General features: G+C 36.4%; 15 protein-coding genes and 1 other annotated feature. Of the genes, 7 read left to right on the top strand and 8 right to left on the bottom strand.

Annotated elements, in window-relative coordinates; translation table 11 throughout:
- Positions 1–12: 12 nt before the first annotated feature.
- From TX86_RS03150 to TX86_RS03140, 3 genes are read right to left on the bottom strand one after another with little or no spacing between them, the layout of a single operon-like run.
- Positions 13–513 (bottom strand): hypothetical protein, encoded by a 501-nt coding sequence (locus TX86_RS03150; protein WP_042346176.1) that lies wholly within the window; start codon positions 511–513, stop codon positions 13–15.
- A gap of 28 nt (positions 514–541) precedes the next feature.
- Complete coding sequence (locus tag TX86_RS03145) at positions 542–1,333, bottom strand: SDR family NAD(P)-dependent oxidoreductase (RefSeq protein WP_042350120.1); 792 nt, start codon at positions 1,331–1,333, stop codon at positions 542–544.
- A gap of 18 nt (positions 1,334–1,351) precedes the next feature.
- Complete coding sequence (locus tag TX86_RS03140) at positions 1,352–2,314, bottom strand: MBL fold metallo-hydrolase (RefSeq protein ID WP_042346174.1); 963 nt, start codon at positions 2,312–2,314, stop codon at positions 1,352–1,354.
- 179 nt (positions 2,315–2,493) lie between these two features.
- Positions 2,494–2,711: a binding site (T-box leader), on the top strand.
- A gap of 88 nt (positions 2,712–2,799) precedes the next feature.
- Between TX86_RS03140 and proC the strand changes: the two genes are divergently transcribed.
- From proC to TX86_RS03120, 4 genes are all read left to right on the top strand, one after another.
- Positions 2,800–3,645, top strand: a complete 846-nt coding sequence (proC, locus tag TX86_RS03135; protein WP_042346172.1) for a pyrroline-5-carboxylate reductase — start codon at positions 2,800–2,802, stop codon at positions 3,643–3,645.
- Positions 3,646–3,835: 190 nt separating this feature from the next.
- The gene (namA, locus tag TX86_RS03130) at positions 3,836–4,852 is read left to right on the top strand and encodes an NADPH dehydrogenase NamA (protein WP_042346170.1); all 1,017 of its coding nucleotides are present in this window, start codon (positions 3,836–3,838) and stop codon (positions 4,850–4,852) included.
- A 108-nt stretch (positions 4,853–4,960) separates the two neighbouring features.
- Complete coding sequence (locus TX86_RS27120) at positions 4,961–5,287, top strand: hypothetical protein (RefSeq protein ID WP_052343521.1); 327 nt, start codon at positions 4,961–4,963, stop codon at positions 5,285–5,287.
- A gap of 12 nt (positions 5,288–5,299) precedes the next feature.
- Positions 5,300–5,611 carry a spore coat protein gene (locus TX86_RS03120; protein WP_042346168.1) on the top strand — a complete coding sequence of 104 codons (312 nt, stop codon included), beginning with the start codon at positions 5,300–5,302 and terminating at the stop codon, positions 5,609–5,611.
- A 54-nt stretch (positions 5,612–5,665) separates the two neighbouring features.
- On the opposite strand, the gene rnz is transcribed toward TX86_RS03120, so the two are convergent.
- Positions 5,666–6,583, bottom strand: coding sequence for a ribonuclease Z (gene rnz, locus TX86_RS03115; RefSeq protein WP_042346166.1), 918 nt, complete (start codon positions 6,581–6,583; stop codon positions 5,666–5,668).
- Positions 6,584–6,791: 208 nt separating this feature from the next.
- On the opposite strand from rnz, the gene zwf reads away from it, so the two are divergent.
- The 3 genes from zwf (at position 6,792) to TX86_RS03100 (ending at position 11,511) form a co-directional block, all read left to right on the top strand.
- Positions 6,792–8,303 (top strand): glucose-6-phosphate dehydrogenase, encoded by a 1,512-nt coding sequence (gene zwf, locus TX86_RS03110; protein WP_081707545.1) that lies wholly within the window; start codon positions 6,792–6,794, stop codon positions 8,301–8,303.
- Positions 8,304–8,552: 249 nt separating this feature from the next.
- Positions 8,553–9,947: a GABA permease gene (gene gabP / locus TX86_RS03105; RefSeq protein ID WP_042346165.1), complete on the top strand. Its 1,395-nt coding sequence runs from the start codon at positions 8,553–8,555 to the stop codon at positions 9,945–9,947.
- A 37-nt stretch (positions 9,948–9,984) separates the two neighbouring features.
- Entirely contained in the window at positions 9,985–11,511 is a 1,527-nt protein-coding gene (locus TX86_RS03100) for a CoA-acylating methylmalonate-semialdehyde dehydrogenase (RefSeq protein WP_042346163.1), read from the top strand.
- A gap of 468 nt (positions 11,512–11,979) precedes the next feature.
- Here TX86_RS03100 and TX86_RS03095 read toward each other — a convergent pair whose 3' ends face one another.
- From TX86_RS03095 to TX86_RS03080, 4 genes are all read right to left on the bottom strand, one after another.
- The gene (locus TX86_RS03095; RefSeq protein ID WP_042346162.1) at positions 11,980–13,335 is read right to left on the bottom strand and encodes an aspartate aminotransferase family protein; all 1,356 of its coding nucleotides are present in this window, start codon (positions 13,333–13,335) and stop codon (positions 11,980–11,982) included.
- A gap of 208 nt (positions 13,336–13,543) precedes the next feature.
- Positions 13,544–15,151: a PucR family transcriptional regulator gene (locus TX86_RS03090; protein WP_042346159.1), complete on the bottom strand. Its 1,608-nt coding sequence runs from the start codon at positions 15,149–15,151 to the stop codon at positions 13,544–13,546.
- Between the two features lie 96 nt (positions 15,152–15,247).
- Entirely contained in the window at positions 15,248–16,492 is a 1,245-nt protein-coding gene (locus TX86_RS03085) for a Zn-dependent hydrolase (protein WP_042346154.1), read from the bottom strand.
- A gap of 189 nt (positions 16,493–16,681) precedes the next feature.
- Positions 16,682–16,903, bottom strand: a complete 222-nt coding sequence (locus tag TX86_RS03080; protein WP_042346152.1) for a hypothetical protein — start codon at positions 16,901–16,903, stop codon at positions 16,682–16,684.
- Position 16,904 lies beyond the last annotated feature (1 nt).

Here is a 16,904-nt window from a genome sequence, read left to right as displayed (position 1 = left end):
TTACGCCAGCTCTTAAGCTTCCATATACAAAATCTCATAGGTTTGATCATGAACCGTAATCGTAAAACCAATATCAACATTTGATCTGCGCATAACGTCCATCTCATACACGCCGTCTTCATGCACTACATTCGTAATAATGAAGTGTTCATCCTCATTATGCTTTAATTGATGTAATACATTAATCATCATAACGCTTTCTTTCTGACTTTCATCATCCACTGATACACGCAATAGTTTCGCGTCGCCTCGGGCTGGAAATGTTTCTTTAAGAGTATCTTTATAAAACGGCTGAACTTTCATACCAATTTTTAAATCATTCTTCTTCAAAGCATCACCATCAGTAGTTTGAATTTGTGTATCACGATTGATTTCATAGATGGTATCACCAATTAACACTTTATCATCACTAACAAATTGTGTAATAAACCCCTCAGTTCCTCCATGCACGGACTTATTCTCACAGCCAATAAGCAAAATAACGATTACAACTAAAGGTAGTAACCATTTCATTTTCTTCACCTCAATGTGACAATGGAACTTATTTTTTGAAGAAAAACTTCTGTCCTAATGCCTCAAACATGCGTGGAAATACTGCATAAAAAACCGCTCCAGCATTCATCCATCCTGGCAAATTAATTTCTCGCTTATTGGTTAACATACAAGAAACGACTTTCGCCGCTACTTCTTCAGGACGAAGCATATATTTCTTTACATTCTTTACATACGTTCCAGAGGTATCTGCTGTTTCAAAAAAATTCGTCTCAATCGGACCAGGATTTACAGTTGTAACAAAAACATGATGCTCCGCTAATTCCAAGCGTAAAGCGTTAGAAAAACCGAGAACAGCATGCTTGGTAGCAGCATATACACTTGATTTCGGTGTAGCCACTTTTCCAGCTTGAGATGCAATATTGATAATATGACCTGACTGCCTTTCAATCATGGTATCAATAGCCATTCTTGTACTAGCCATTAGACCAAAAACATTTACATCTAACATTCTTTTTGTTTCTTCTAAATCCATTTCGCGTGCTTCTTCAAAGATACCAAATCCAGCGTTATTCACTAGAACGTCAATATTTCCTACCTTATGTACTATGTCGGTAAATACTCGCTCCAATTCCGATGCGTCAGAAACATCCAATTGAAAAGAGTATACTTTAACACCAAATTGATTAACCAACGTTTGCTCTAATTCTTTTAATCGATTCATACTTCTTGCAATAAGAACTACATTCGCTCCACTCTTCGCCGATTGAATAGCTATTTCTTTGCCTAATCCACTTGATGCTCCAGTAACTACAACTGTTTTATTATGTAATCTATTCAGTCTCTCCACCTCAAAGCCTTACTTCACAGAATAAACGATTCCATGTTCTGTTTCTTCTCCTTTAATTTCTCTTAAATCCTCTAAATAGTCAAGTTGTGCTAACGTTTCGGAAATCGTTAAAGGAAATTGTTGCTTATATACTTTAGGAAAAAGTTGCTGACAAATACCAAACACTGTTGTTGGCTTTTCATTTAACATATCCTTCACTTTCATTGCTCGATTATGTTGAGAAGCTAATCGCTTATGAATTAACGCTTCCGGCTCTCTAATAACTTCTCCATGGCCAGCATAAACAGATTGAATAGGCATTTGTAAAAGTCTACGCAATGATGCATTTAAAAGAAGTTGAGCCTTTGGCCGACTTTCGCCTTCGGTTAACGGTGGCTCAATAATTGGATTAGGTGAAACATGTTGCAACAACAAATCTCCCCCAATTAAAGCACCATCTTCTTCTCTTAATAAAACAATATGCGTTCCAGCATGACCAGGCGTTTCATATACGGTCCAACCAGGTAAACCAGGCACGCTGTCTCCTTCTTTTAATGCATGTGTAATAGAACGGTTACACCCTAGTTTTAGAGAGTTTTTTAGCGAGCCTATCTGATTGATAAAATCATTTGGTACTCCCATATCCTTAGCTAAATCAACAAAGAATTTTTCATATTTATCCATTTTTTCTTGTGTCATATTAAACCAAAACTCATTTTCCGCATGACCGAGTAATGGAATATCAGAAGAAAAAAACTCCACTCCTCCAACATGATCAGGATGATGGTGAGTGAGAAGAATTTGATCAATATCACTCATTTCTAAATCCAATTCTTTTAGCCCTGCTTGAATCACTTCTTTTGTAGCTGGTATTTTCGTTCCAGTATCTACTAGCGTTAATGCATCTCCTTTAATGAGATAAGCATTAATATCTCCTACTGGAAAAGGAGTTGGAATAGCTATTTGTGCAATATTATTTTCCCAATTTATCATTGTTCTCACCTTATTCACGAATTATGAATTATCATTCATTTTGATTATTACAAGTTTACTACTATTATATACATATTGTCATTATTTTAATGTATTAAAATGTAAATATTCAGACATATCAACGCTTGACTATTGACATATACTATTCCTTTCATTCATAATCTAAACATATATTTTATAACATGGCGTTAGAGTAAGAATAGTAAATAAAGTATAGCTAGAAGAGAGTGAAGTTCATTGGCTGCAAGACTTCACAGCTCCATTCTTTATTGAACCTACCTTACGAGCTGTTAGGTAAACCTAACCGTTTCCCAACGATATAGGGTGAATAAGTGCATCTCTTTTCAAGGAGATGAACAAAGGTGGTACCACGGAAGCAAAATCTTTCGTCCTTTTCTTAAGGATGAAAGATTTTTTTATTTGGATACCACTAAATGCGAATAATTAAACAAATACATTATCCAATTCTCAAGGAGGTAAAATCAATGAATAAAATTGCATTCGTCGGTGCTGGTTCAATGGCAGAAGCTATGATTTCTGGAATATCATCAAGAAGCAATCAGTCAGCAAATGAAATTACCGTTATGAACAGAAGTAATAAGGAAAGACTAGCATTTTTACATTCAACATATGGCGTTCAAACAACACATGAATATGAAGTTTTATTGAAAGATGCTTCCATCGTATTCCTTGCTATGAAACCAAAGGATGTATTCACCGCACTATCTGCTCTAAAACCTTATTTACGTGTAAATATGCTACTCGTTTCTGTCGTTGCTGGCGTTTCCATGGCTAGCATAGAAACAATCATCAATAAGAAAATAGCCATCATTCGTTCAATGCCGAACACATCTGCAACGATTGGGAAATCAGCTACTGCAATTGCTCAAAATCAATATGTGAACAATGAGCAATTACAAATCGTAACATCGCTACTCGAAACAATTGGCGAAGTAACACTTGTTCAAGAAGAACAATTAGACGCTGTTACTGGGCTTTCTGGAAGCGGTCCGGCTTATATTTATTATATTGTCGAAGCTATGGAACAAGCAGCTGAGAAAATCGGTCTAGAAAAAGAAGCATCAAAAGCATTGATTTTACAAACGATAATCGGTGCAGCCGAAATGCTTCAAAGCTCACCAAAAACACCACAAACATTGCGAAAAGAAGTTACGTCACCTGGTGGTACAACAGAAGCTGGCTTAAATGTTCTTCAAACAGCGCAAGTACAAGAAGCAATAATGAATTGCATTGTCGAAGCTACAGCACAATCAAAAAGACTTGGAGAAAAGATCGACCAAGAAATCCAAGAAAAATCATTACTTATTTAAATAACTCTGTACGCTCAGAAAACACCGGATATTGATTTATTATTCTGGTGTTTTTTGTATTCATCTATTTTTTCAAAAATGTGATAATTTGTTATACTTAGTAAATCGAAATAAAATGAAACTTAGCTCAGTGGAGCTTACTTTATCCATCACTGAGTATTAGTTAAACCAGATAAAAGGAGCGAATGTTATGAGTAAAAAACTGTTCACCCCCTTTACATTAAAAAATGTCATTATTAAAAATCGAATTGTCATGTCACCGATGTGTATGTACAGTGCGAAGCGTGAAAATGGCGAAGTCGAGAACTGGCATAAAATCCATTATGGCAGTCGTGCTGTTGGTGGCGTAGGAATGGTTATGTTAGAAGCAACCGCCGTTACTCCACAAGGTCGAATCAGTGTGAATGATTTAGGCATTTGGGATGATACTCATATTGCTGGGCTAGCAGAACTTGTATCACTTATTAAAGAGCACGAATCTGTAGCTGCCATTCAAATAGCTCATGCTGGGCGTAAAGCAACCGTGCCTGGTGATATAATTGCACCTTCTGCTATTGCATTCGACGATACTAGTAAAAAACCACAGGAAATGACAATTGAACAAATTAAAGAAACCGTTGCAGCCTTTCAAGCAGGCGCGAAACGGGCTAAAGAAGCAGGCTTTGATGTTATTGAACTTCACGGGGCTCATGGGTATTTAATTAACGAGTTCCTGTCACCTCTTTCAAATCAAAGAACTGATCAATATGGTGGTACAGCAGAAAATCGTTACCGCTTCTTACAAGAAATCATATTCGCTGTTAAACAAGTTTGGGATGGACCACTAATTATACGTGTATCGGCAAATGACTACCACCCCGAGGGTCTAACTGTAGAAGATTACATAACATTTGCTAAATGGATGAAAGAGGATGGTATTGATTTAATTGATGTAAGCTCTGGCGCTGTTGTACCTGCACCAATTAAACCTTTCCCAGGTTATCAAGTTCCATTAAGTGATAGCATTAGAAATCATGCTGATATTAGTACGGGTGCTGTTGGTTTAATTGTAAATGCAATGCAAGCCGAAGAAATCCTGCAAAACGAACGTGCTGATTTAGTCTTTATCGGCCGAGAATTATTACGTGATCCTTATTGGGCAAGAACAGCAGCCATGCAATTACGAACAGATATAAAACCACCAATACAATATGAGCGTGGATGGTAATTTTCTATACCTTTAAATACCATCTATTAATACATTAGAATTCCGAATAAAAACCTCCTCCCTATACGATTCTAAACAAGAATATATGTGTAAGGAGGAGGTTTTCTTTTGAAACCATTAACGGGTAAAGAACTCGAATATATTGTAGATTGTATGTCTAATGAAGATTTATTAATTAAGCAGTGTGTAGCCGCTGCAGCACAAACCCCTACTCCCGCTGTCAAACAAATATGTGAACAGCTATTACTACAGCATAAGCAGCATTATCAAGGCTTACTTACCTTGTTACAGCAGCATTCATCAATTGCACCGAAAACAGTAGAGGAAGCAACTGCAATGGAGCAAAAGCAGCAAGCACAAACCGCTCAACAGCAAACCCAACAAATTATCGCTCAGCAACAAGCTCATCGAGAGTTTCAGCAAGGCTTACATTAAGGAGGTACATGTATGAACCAACAAACACCAATACTAGCAGATGAAGATTTACTTTACACAATTTTAGCTGACTTAAAACGTTCTTGCAGAGAATATACTACAGCTACAACAGAATCTAACTGCCCATCTGTTCGACAGCACTTCCTTTCACTCACTCAAAGCAGCTTGGATTTACAAGGAAAGCTCTATAATTTTATGTCTCAACAAGGCATGTATAGCACATCTTCACCAACGCTTGAAAATGATATTACAAAGCAAATTACAGAGTATGGACAAACACAAATTCAAACTAATCAATTGATTCAACAAAACTTAGGGCATTAAGGTTGATATAACAAAGAGGAGTAGAAAATTCTACTCCTCTTTGTTATATCTTGATTACTTAATAGCTACTTTCAAAAAATCTTCTGCAATAATAGTGTTAGGGAAAATTTCAATCGCTTCCTGTTGTAATGCTTCCACTTCTTCACTCAAATAACGAGAGCTTATATGTGTTAATATAAGATTCTTCACATTCGCTTCTTTAGCAATCCGTGCCGCTTGTGTAGTTGTCGAATGATTATACTCCGTAGCCATCTCTTCAAAATCACCAGCAAACGTTGCTTCATGAATCAAATAATCACAATTTTGAGCTAGTATCTTACTATTTTCACATACTTTTGTATCTCCAAGAATAGCCAGCATCTTTCCACGCTTTGGCTCACCCACATAATCTCTTCCATCAATAACCGTGCCATCTTCTAGTTCAACTGTTTCACCATTTTTAATTTTTTTATATAATGGTCCTGGTTGCAAACCAAGTTTTTGTAAAGCCTCAACTTGCAATTCGCCTGGACGTGATTTTTCCACAATTCGGTAACCAAAGCATGTAATACCATGTTCAAGCTTTCGAGCTTCTACAACGAAAGACTCGTCTTCAAATATAATTCCTTCTTCAATTTCTACAAAAGATAAAGGATATTTCAAGAATGTTCCACTAATTTGCAAAGAGGTTTTTACATATTCTTCAATACCTTTAGGTCCATAGACAATCAGTTCATCTGTCCCACCTTGAAAAGAACGACTGCTGATTAAACCAGGTAAGCCATATATATGATCTCCATGTAAATGCGTAATAAAAATCTTCTCAATTTTGCTTGGCTTTACGTTTGTATGTAAAATTTGATGCTGAGTTGCTTCTCCACAATCAAACATCCAAACAGCACGACGTTCTTCGAGAAGCTGAAGAACAACGGAAGAAACATTTCGAGCCTTCGCCGGAACGCCCGCTCCCGTACCTAAAAATACTAAGTTCACACAAAATCCTCCTAATTAACGGTTCACTTTACAGTATGTATATTGTAGCAAACAAAAGTTAAGCAATGTAAATTTCTTTTCTGTTCACAAAGTTATATAATAAGATTGTAATGTTCTATACAAACATTTATCTATATGTATACTATGAAATAAGAAAAATCACAAATCATACATATAAACTGCAACTTTTTAGAAATGAGGTTCAACAGTGAATAACAATCAAAGACCTACAGCATTAATTATGCTTTTTGGAGCAACAGGTGATTTAGCAAACCGTAAGTTATATCCTTCACTATATCGCCTATATAAGAAAGGTAAAATCACAGAACGATTTGCTGTAATCGGCGTTGCGAGACGCCCTTTAACACAGGAACAATTCAAAAGTAATATTAAGGACTCAGTCCTTTCAGCAATAAAAGACGTAGATGAAGCACAGCTTGATACATTTGTCACACATTTCACTTATCATTCTCATGATGTGTCTAATAAAAGCTCTTATGCTGAATTAAAAGCTTTAGCAGAAGAAATGGATGCGGAATATGGTTTAGAAGGTAATCGCTTATTTTATTTAGCAATGGCTCCAGAATTCTTCGGTCCTATTACACAGCATTTAAAAGCTGAAGGCTTAACCGATACGAACGGATACAAACGCGTTATTATCGAAAAACCATTCGGAACGGATTACGAAACAGCTGAAAAGTTAAACAACATGATTCGTGCTTCTTTTGAAGAAGAAGAAATTTATCGTATCGACCATTACTTAGGTAAAGAAATGGTACAAAACATCGAAGTAATTCGTTTCTCAAATATGATGTTTGAACCATTATGGAATAATCGTTATATTTCTAACATCCAAATCACTTCTAGTGAAACATTAGGTGTAGAAGAACGCGGAAGATATTATGATAAGAGTGGTGCGTTGAAAGATATGGTACAAAACCATATGTTACAAATGGTTGCTCTTCTTGCAATGGAACCACCAATTAAATTAACAACTGATGAAGTACGTAGTGAAAAGGTACGAGCTCTTCGTTCATTAAGAAATTATTCAGAAGAGGAAGTACTGAAAAACTTTGTCAGAGGGCAATATGGCGAAGGTACTGTAGGAGATACAGTTGTTGCTGACTACCGCAAAGAGCCAATGGTTGATCCTAATTCGAATACCGAAACATTCGTAGCTGGAAGACTTAAGTTTGATAACTTCCGTTGGGCTGGTGTACCTTTCTATATTCGTACTGGAAAAAGTATGGCAGCTAAATCAACAAAAATCGTTGTTCAATTTAAAGATATTCCAATGAATCTTTATTACAATCCAACTGAAGAATTAAGCCCGAACTTATTAGTAATTCACATCCAACCAGATGAAGGTGTAACACTTCATTTAAATGTTCGTAAATCAGGACAAAAAGGATTAACGACACCAATTCGTTTAAGCTATTCTAATAAAAGTGTAGACCGTATGAACACACCTGAAGCTTATGAAAAGCTTATGTATGATTGCATGCGTGGGGATGCTACTAATTTCACACACTGGGATGAAGTGGCACTATCTTGGAAATTCGTTGATAGCATTTCAAAAGCTTGGAAAGAAAAATCTGACACAGATTTTCCAAACTATAAGGCTGGTACTATGGGACCTAAGAAAGCGGATGATCTATTAGCAGAAGATGGCAACGAATGGTGGCCAATTGAAGATTTTGATATTGAAACATGTTCATAATTTTTTAACAACAGCTCCAAGATCCTTCTTGGGGCTGTTAGTTTTTTCTATTAATTGAAAGGTCTTTTATATTCCACATTTTATTCTCCAACTCATGAATTTCAAACATCGCTATTTATTCACGCCATCTTTTCACAAAGTGTAAAAGAAAATCTATAATTTCTTTACTGACTGTCTATACAAATAAAAGAATGGATAATGATACAGTTAGAATAAGATAAACAAAATCAGAAGAATAGGGGTGATAATATGCACAATAATGAGCCGGAACTTCAAAAAGGGTTAAAAAAGCGCCATATGACGATGATTGCCATCGCTGGGGTAATTGGAGCCGGCTTATTCATGGGGAGTGGATCAGTTATACATCTTGCAGGCCCAGGTGCTGTTCTATCATATGCTTTTGCCGGATTAATTGTCATATTTGTCATGCGTATGCTCGGCGAAATGGCAGCAATAAATCCTACTAGCGGTTCTTTTGCTCACTATGCCCATGAAGCCATCGGTCCTTGGGCTGGCTTTCTAATAGGCTGGCTTTACTGGTTCTTTTGGGTGATAGCCATTGCATTAGAAGCTACCGCTGCTGCGGCCATTATTCAGTATTGGTATAATGGCATTCCACTTTGGCTCCTCAGCCTTATCTTGACGGTTGCATTAACGCTAACAAATGTCATTTCTGTAAAGTCTTTTGGAGAATTTGAATATTGGTTTTCCTTGATAAAAGTTGGGAGTATCATTATCTTCTTAGCTTTGGGTGGCTTTTATATATTTGGCTTAGTACCAAATGTTGATTCAGTTGGTGTTACAAATCTAATTGGACAGGGTGGCTTTTTTCCAAACGGTTTTGGTGCCGTACTAATGGGAATTGTAATCGTTATCTTTTCATTTATGGGAACTGAAATTGTAGCAATTGCCGCAGGAGAATCAGCTGAACCACAGAAAGCTGTTACACGTGCGACGAATTCTATTACATGGCGCATTTTGATTTTCTATGTAGGATCTATAGCTGTGGTCGTAACATTATTACCGTGGGATTCATCTAGTATTTTAACGAGCCCTTATGTAGCTGTACTCAATTATATCGGGATTCCTGCTGCAGCCCAAATTATGAATTTTGTAGTCCTCACCGCTGTTTTATCTTGTCTAAATTCTGCCCTTTATGCAACTTCACGTATGTTATTTTCTTTGGCTGAAAAAGGCGAAGCACCAAAGCGCTTTACCAAGCTAAACAAACAAGGTGCTCCAGTTCAAGCTATATTAGCAGGAACATTCTTCTCGTATATTGCCGTCATTATGAATTATATTTCTCCCGATAATGTATTTATGTTCTTACTTAACTCATGTAGTGCAATAACACTCATCTTGTATCTAATAATTGCTGTTTCACAATTACGCATGAGAAAAAAAATCCAACAAGAACAACCAGAGCTATTAACGGTGAAAATGTGGTTATATCCATACTTAACCTACCTCACTATTATCGCTGTAGTAAGTTTATTAATTGCAATGCTTCTGATTGATTCAATGCGCTCTCAAATTATTTTTACAACTATTATTGCAGGGGTTGTGATGATTATGTATTTCATAACCCAACGCAATAAAGACAGAAAGCCACCTAAAGTTTCTACAATAGAAGAACGTTTGTAACAATATGTTTAAAAAATATGAATAGGGGTGTCTATCAATGGTAGTTAATCAAAGTGTCAGAGAATTACATCATTTTATCGGCGGAAAAATGGTTACTGGAACAAGTAGTCGTTTCGCAGATGTATATAATCCATCAATCGGTACTGTAATAGCAAAAGTTCCTCTTGCCGACCGTGAGGAAGTAAAAGCAGCAATCGATGCTGCAAAGGCGGCTTTTCCAGCTTGGAAAGCAACATCTGTTGGCAAGCGAGTAGAAATTATTCATCGTTTTCGCAATCTATTAGTCGAGAATCTAGATGAATTAATAAATACAATTTGCGAAGAAAGCGGCAAGACAAAAGAAGATGCAAAAGGTGAAATCACAAGAGGACTCGAATCTGTTGACCTTGCCTTGAATGCACCACATTTGTTAAAAGGAGAATACTCAGTAAATGTTGGTGGTGATATTAATGCACTTTCAACGAAATCACCTCTTGGCGTTGTAGCAACAATTGCTCCCTTTAACTTTCCTATCATGGTACCACTAGCAATATCAAGCATGGCTGTAGCTGTTGGTAATTCAGTTATACTAAAGCCTTCAGAGCGTGTTCCTATTTCAGCACTTTATCTATCAAAACTATGGCAAGAAGCTGGTTTACCAGATGGAGTTTGGACAGTTGTCAACGGTGACAAAGAAGCTGTCAATGAGCTTTTAGAAAACCCTACCATTCAAGCTATTTCATTCGTTGGTTCTACACCTGTTGCCGAATATATTTATCAAACAGGAACAAAACACAATAAGCGTGTTGCAGCATTTGGTGGCGGTAAGAATTTCATGATTGTTATGCCTGATGCAAATCTAGAGCAAACAGCCAATGCATTTTTAGGAGCTGCATATGGTGCTGCCTCTCAACGCTGTATGGCTATTTCAGGCGCAATTCCTGTAGGCAAAGAAACCGCTGATCGTTTTGTTGCCATTCTAAAGGAAAAAGTAGCAGCATTAAAAGTTGGTCCATATACAGACGACTCTAGCGATTTTGGACCTGTTATTACTGAACAATCTAAAAACGCTATTATTGAACATATAAATACCGCTATTACAGAAGGAGCGCAAGTGGTAGTAGATGGTCGAAATCCATCTATTAGTGCAAATTCTAACGGCTTTTATTTAGGACCTACTTTACTTGATCACGTAACTCCTACTATGAAAGTATATCAAGAAGAAGTATTCGGACCAGCACGTATTATTGTTCGTGCAGAATCATTACAAGAAGCCATTGATTTAATTAATGATCATGAGTTAGGAAATGGCGTTACCATGTTCACTAATAATGGCCTTGCGGCTCGTAAGTTCCAAGAGGAAATTGAGGTTGGTATGGTGGGAATTAACGTTCCTATTCCTATTCCTGTAGGCTATCACAACTTTGGCGGTTGGAAACGTTCCAAGTTTGGTGAAGGTCATATGTTTGGGCCAGACCAGGCACGATTCTTCACAAAAAGCAAAACTATTTCTGAAAAATGGTTAAGTAATGATGAAGACAATGGATCATCATTTGCTTTCCCAAGTAATAATACAATTTCATAATATTTAAGATAACAGTAATTGATCCTTTTGGGCGAATTGATTTCTATAATTCTACCCGCAAGGATCAATTGTCATGTTAATGGTTTAAAACTTTTATATTCCGTAAGAAAAGCGCAAGCGCCCGTTTTGCGACGTATAGATTGGAGCACTTCGACTGAGATAAAGGAAAAACCGAAATGTGGAGAACGCCAGTTTATCGGTGACAAGCATAAGGCAAGCTGGCAAGAAGGTCGCTTTTAACCTTCTGGACTGATTGACTTATGACCTCGAGCCGATGGCGTTCGGAACTAGACAACACGAAGAGGCGGTAGCCTTTTTCGTGTTGACTTATCGTAGGGAGATGGGCGAAATCTACTAGTCGCTGGGCGCTGGAGCTAGACACAGCATAAAATTATATACTTTGTTATCATTTAAAAAAGAGCTGATTCAGAGGATATACATCCAATGAATCAGCTCTTTTCTTGACTATCAAGCTAAAGCTAAAATTTCTTCCGTTAAAACTTTAATTGTAAACTCCAGTTCTTCTTCAGAAATACTTAGTGGTGGAGCTAACGTGAGTACATTATTGTAACCCGCTACAGTTGCTCCATTTTTACCAATAATCAAACCCCTTTGTTTACAGCTACCTATCACTTTATTAACTAAATCAGCAGCAAGAGGTTCTTTTGTTTCCTTACATTTAACTAATTCAATTCCTATTAATAAACCTTTTCCACGTACGTTACCAACGTATTTGCTATCTTTTAAAATGGACGTTAATGTAGCTTTTAGTTCAGCACCCACTTGTTTGGATCGATTAAAGAGCTGCTCATTTTCCATTATCTCAATGTTTTTCAAGGCTAACGCACAAGCAGCTGGATTCCCACCAAATGTATTTACATGACGAAAATAATCATATTCTTCCGCCCCTTTAAATTGCTCATACACTTCTTTTTTCACCGCTGTTGCAGATAGCGGCAGATACGCACTTGTTATCCCCTTTGCCATTGTTATAATATCAGGCTTCACATCATAATTCATGAAACCAAATGGCTCGCCAGTACGACCAAATCCACATATTACTTCATCAACAATAAGAAGAGCACCGTGCTTTTCACAAACTTCTTTCACACCTTTCATATATCCTTCTGGTGGAACAATAACACCACCACCCGTAATGATTGGCTCCATAATGACTCCGGCAATCGTATCACTCATTTCCCATGTCATTACGCGGTCGATATCTTGAACAGAACGCAATTCACTAGGCTTAGTTTGATCATCTTCATATTGTCGATATTGGTCAGGAGGAGAAACATGAAGAAACCCTGGTGCAAGTGGCTCATACTTGATTTTGCGTTCGGATTGCCCCGTTGCAGAAAGTGAACCCATACTACTTCCATGATATGCTCGATATCTAGATATAAATTTATATCTACCTGGATTACCTCTCTGTTGATGATATTGTCGTACTATTTTAAAAGCAGCTTCATTTGCTTCTGATCCACTATTCGAAAAGAAAATCACATATTCTCCTTTGAGCATCTCATTTAGCTTCTCTGCTAGCTTAATTGCAGGAGAATGACTTTGTGTCATTGGAAAATAAGCCATCTTTTTCAGCTGTTCATAGGCAGCATCAGCGAGTTCAGTTCTACCGTAACCAACATTTACGCACCATAGGCCTGCCATAGCATCCACATATTTATTACCTACATGATCAATAACTGTTGCACCTTTCGCTTCTTCTATAACCATTGTTGAATCTGGATTATACGGTTTCATCGAATGCCATACATACTCCTTATCCTTGGCTAATAAATCAACTTCTTGGCTTACATTACTCATAATATTCCCTCCTCTAATTAATACCTACCTGCCAAACATATTCATAGAGAACGATGACTATTAATTTCGTGACTGCTTCTAATTATTCGTATATTAATTATCACGTAAAAAGAGACCTTATTCATTAGACAGAATGTTAAATACCTTCCTATAGTTTTCAGACATAATGAAAACCCTACCAATTTCCAGTAGGGTTTCATTTGCACAATTATATTTTTTTAACTAAATTCCGTGATGCTTTTAGAAATTCATAAGACATGATCATAAATTCAATCGTCAATCTTTTCTCATAATCCATGAAATCATGGCCTAATAATGACTCAATTTTTTGTAAGCGATGATAGAGTGTTTGTCGGACGATATATAGCTTTTTCGCTGTTTCTTGCTTTGAGCCCTGACAAGATAGATACGTTTTTAATGTTTCAATTAAATTGCCGTTATATTTCTCATCATAACTTATGATAGGCTCTAAGTATTCATTAACAATTTCCTGTAAATCTGTATGACGATTTAAAAGTGAAATCAGTCGATAAATATGTAAATCATCATAGAAATAATCCTCGTTCATATTTGATAAGCGCTCCTGTATAGCTATAGTTTCCAGCGCCGTTTTATAACTTAAATGAATATCCCCTAACTCTTCAACATATTTACCAACACCGATTAATAACTTCTTTTTATTCTTTCCAAGCTTTAAATCTGAATTTATTAAACGTACAATGCCTTCCTTCATACGATTCTTCCATGAATCGCTACTTCTTTCATTAAGAAGGATAAAGATAATGGCATTACGCTTCTCAATAGAAAAAAAAGAAAAGCCTCTTTGTTCAAGAATGGCTCTAAAATATAATTTAAAATAGGTTAATTCAATTGGTGAAAACTGCCCTACAAAAGGGATTTTGACTAAACAAACTGCAGCTCCCTTTGGTTGGCTTTTCGGAAGATGAAATGCGATATATTCAGTTATTTCCTCCGTGTTCTGCTCACCATCCAGCCATCCATTAATCCATTCTGTTTCTTCTACTCTTCTTTTCTCATCAACATAAAGTTCTCGCATAAAAAATTGAGCGAGCGCTGTAGATGTCCGGTCAAGAATCAAATGATCATATTCTGTTAACTCTCTTTCATTTGAGAGAAATCGTAATTCCGCATACGTTTCTCCTAATACATTGATTTCGTTGGTTGCTACTGAATAAGATGGGGTAGATAGGTGAGTGTCATTTAAAGCTTTCTTCAGTTTCTCCTGTTCGGTTACATGTATAGATGGATAAACTTGACTTTCATTATTCTTATACGTAATTACGACCGTTAATTGCAAATATTGTTGAACAAAGGTAAGTATTTCATCAGCATGCTCAACAGTTAGTAGCTTTTTATTTAAAACTTCCGAGTAGCTTTCTAATTTTGAAATCATTTCATATTGTCGATTAATTAGGAGAGTATGAATATCTTGTGTGATTTCTACAAATGGTACCTCTTGATGAAATAATATAATGGGAAATTTATTGAGATTAGCAATTTCAATAATCTCTGAAGGAATTGGTGAAGTATTCTCAATAAGCTCAATGCATAATCCTGAAGCATTTGACTCAATCAGTTGTTGTAAAATCGATATAAAGCGTTCTTTATCATCTTTCCAAGCAACAGCAGTTGAAAGGATCAGTTCATTTCCTTTTAAAAGGTTTCTAATATTCACCACTTCAACGATATGAACCCATTTTACTAAACGATTTAGACCGTTCTTTCCCGCTATAATTTGAATTTGATCAAAATGCTTTCTACTCAATATATCCTCTACAGTAATATAGGATTTCAATTCTTCATCCCCCTCCTTAAATAGAAAGTATACCTTCTATTATAAGGAAAGAAATAACAATATTCTAACTTTATTGATAATTACTTTTAAAAAGTATTACTTACTACTCAATGTTTTCAGCATAGAAACGACCGTCTCCAATAATACATTCACTCCATTTGTACAATCTTCCCAAGTAGTAAGTTCATCCTCACTATGACTTTTGCCATTAATACTCGGTACGAATACCATAGCCGTCGGAATATAACTTGCGATAAATTGAGCATCATGACCTGCCCCACTAACCATTCGCTTATACGAGTAACCCAAAGATTCTACCGATTGTTCTATGGAGTTTACTACATTTTGATCAAACCATACTGTTTCTCGATCCCATAGTTTCCTAATATCAACGCTACAATTTGAATGTATGGAATCATCTTTCATGCTATGAATAATAGTTTCAACTTGCTTAACCACTTCTGGATTCTTATGTCTCGCTTCTAAAGAAAAGATAACCTTATTCGGAATAACTGTATGAATGTTAGGAAACACATTCATTCTACCAAAAGTATAAACTAGCTCACTATCAAGTTTATCTAATTTATCACAAACTTTAGAGATGGCACTAATTGCTGCTTGAAGAGCATCTTTTCTCATATTCATCGGTGTTGTACCGGCATGGTCCGAGTCACCTGTTACCTCTATCTCATAACAAACCATTCCAACAACACACTCAACAACTCCAATAGACAAGTTTTCTTTTTCAAGAATAGGTCCTTGTTCAATATGCAATTCTACAAATGCTTCTCCTTCTTTCAAACGATATTCTTCATCACCTGCGTACCCACTATACTTTAAGGCTTCTCCAAAAGAGATTCCATCAACATCTTGTTTTTGAAACATGACGGATTTGTCAAACTTGCCACAAAGCACACCTGATGACATCATAGACGGCTCAAATCTAGCTCCTTCTTCATTAGTAAAATTCACAATCATGATCGGATGTGTAGGCTTAATATTATTTTCTACAAGAGTACGAACAACTTCTAATCCAGCTACCACTCCAAGTACTCCGTCGAAACGTCCACCTTTTTTCACAGAATCCAGATGCGATCCCAATATTATTGGTTTCTTATTTTCTTCTCCTTTTAAAGTCGCATAGATGTTACCTAGATCATCAATCGTGACCATCATGCCAATTTCTTCACAACAGGAGCAAAAATAATCTCTAACTAGACGATCTTCTTCTGATAATGATAAACGAGTAACTCCATTGTTCTCAGTTCTACCAAAATCAGCGAACTGCTCAAGGGTTCGTTTTAAACGAGCACCGTTAATTTTTAATTTTTGCTTTTCCATAGTAACCAAAACTCCTTTACATTCTTGTTTGTATAAAGTGAAACTTTGCTCGGTAGAAGTCATCCTCCACAGAGCATTAGTTGAACCAACCTTAGTTCTTACTAGCGCTTAATCTCCCACTTAAACGTCTCTGCTTATGCTTACGTTTTGAAGTGGAAGTCTTAGCGCTAGTTTGAACGGGATAAACCATTACTTTATAAATGATTGCTCTATTAATTTCACAGAAAAATATTTTCGTGCATTAGCTGTTGTCAGATGAAGCCTCACCGTTTCTTCAGATAGCTTGTCATCCGACTTCAATTCAATAAATGTACCGCTGAGATTCTCCATGACATTTTTGATTTTATAGCCTTTCTCTAGCAATACATCTAAACGATTCTTTTCGTCTATAAAAATTTGATGTTCTGACACT

Source organism: Bacillus massiliigorillae (genome assembly GCF_000380245.2).
In the GTDB taxonomy this organism is placed as follows: domain Bacteria; phylum Bacillota; class Bacilli; order Bacillales; family DSM-1321; genus Bacillus_AD; species Bacillus_AD massiliigorillae.
Note: the sequence above shows the minus strand (reverse complement) of the source record. Positions and strands in the feature narration are given on the sequence as shown.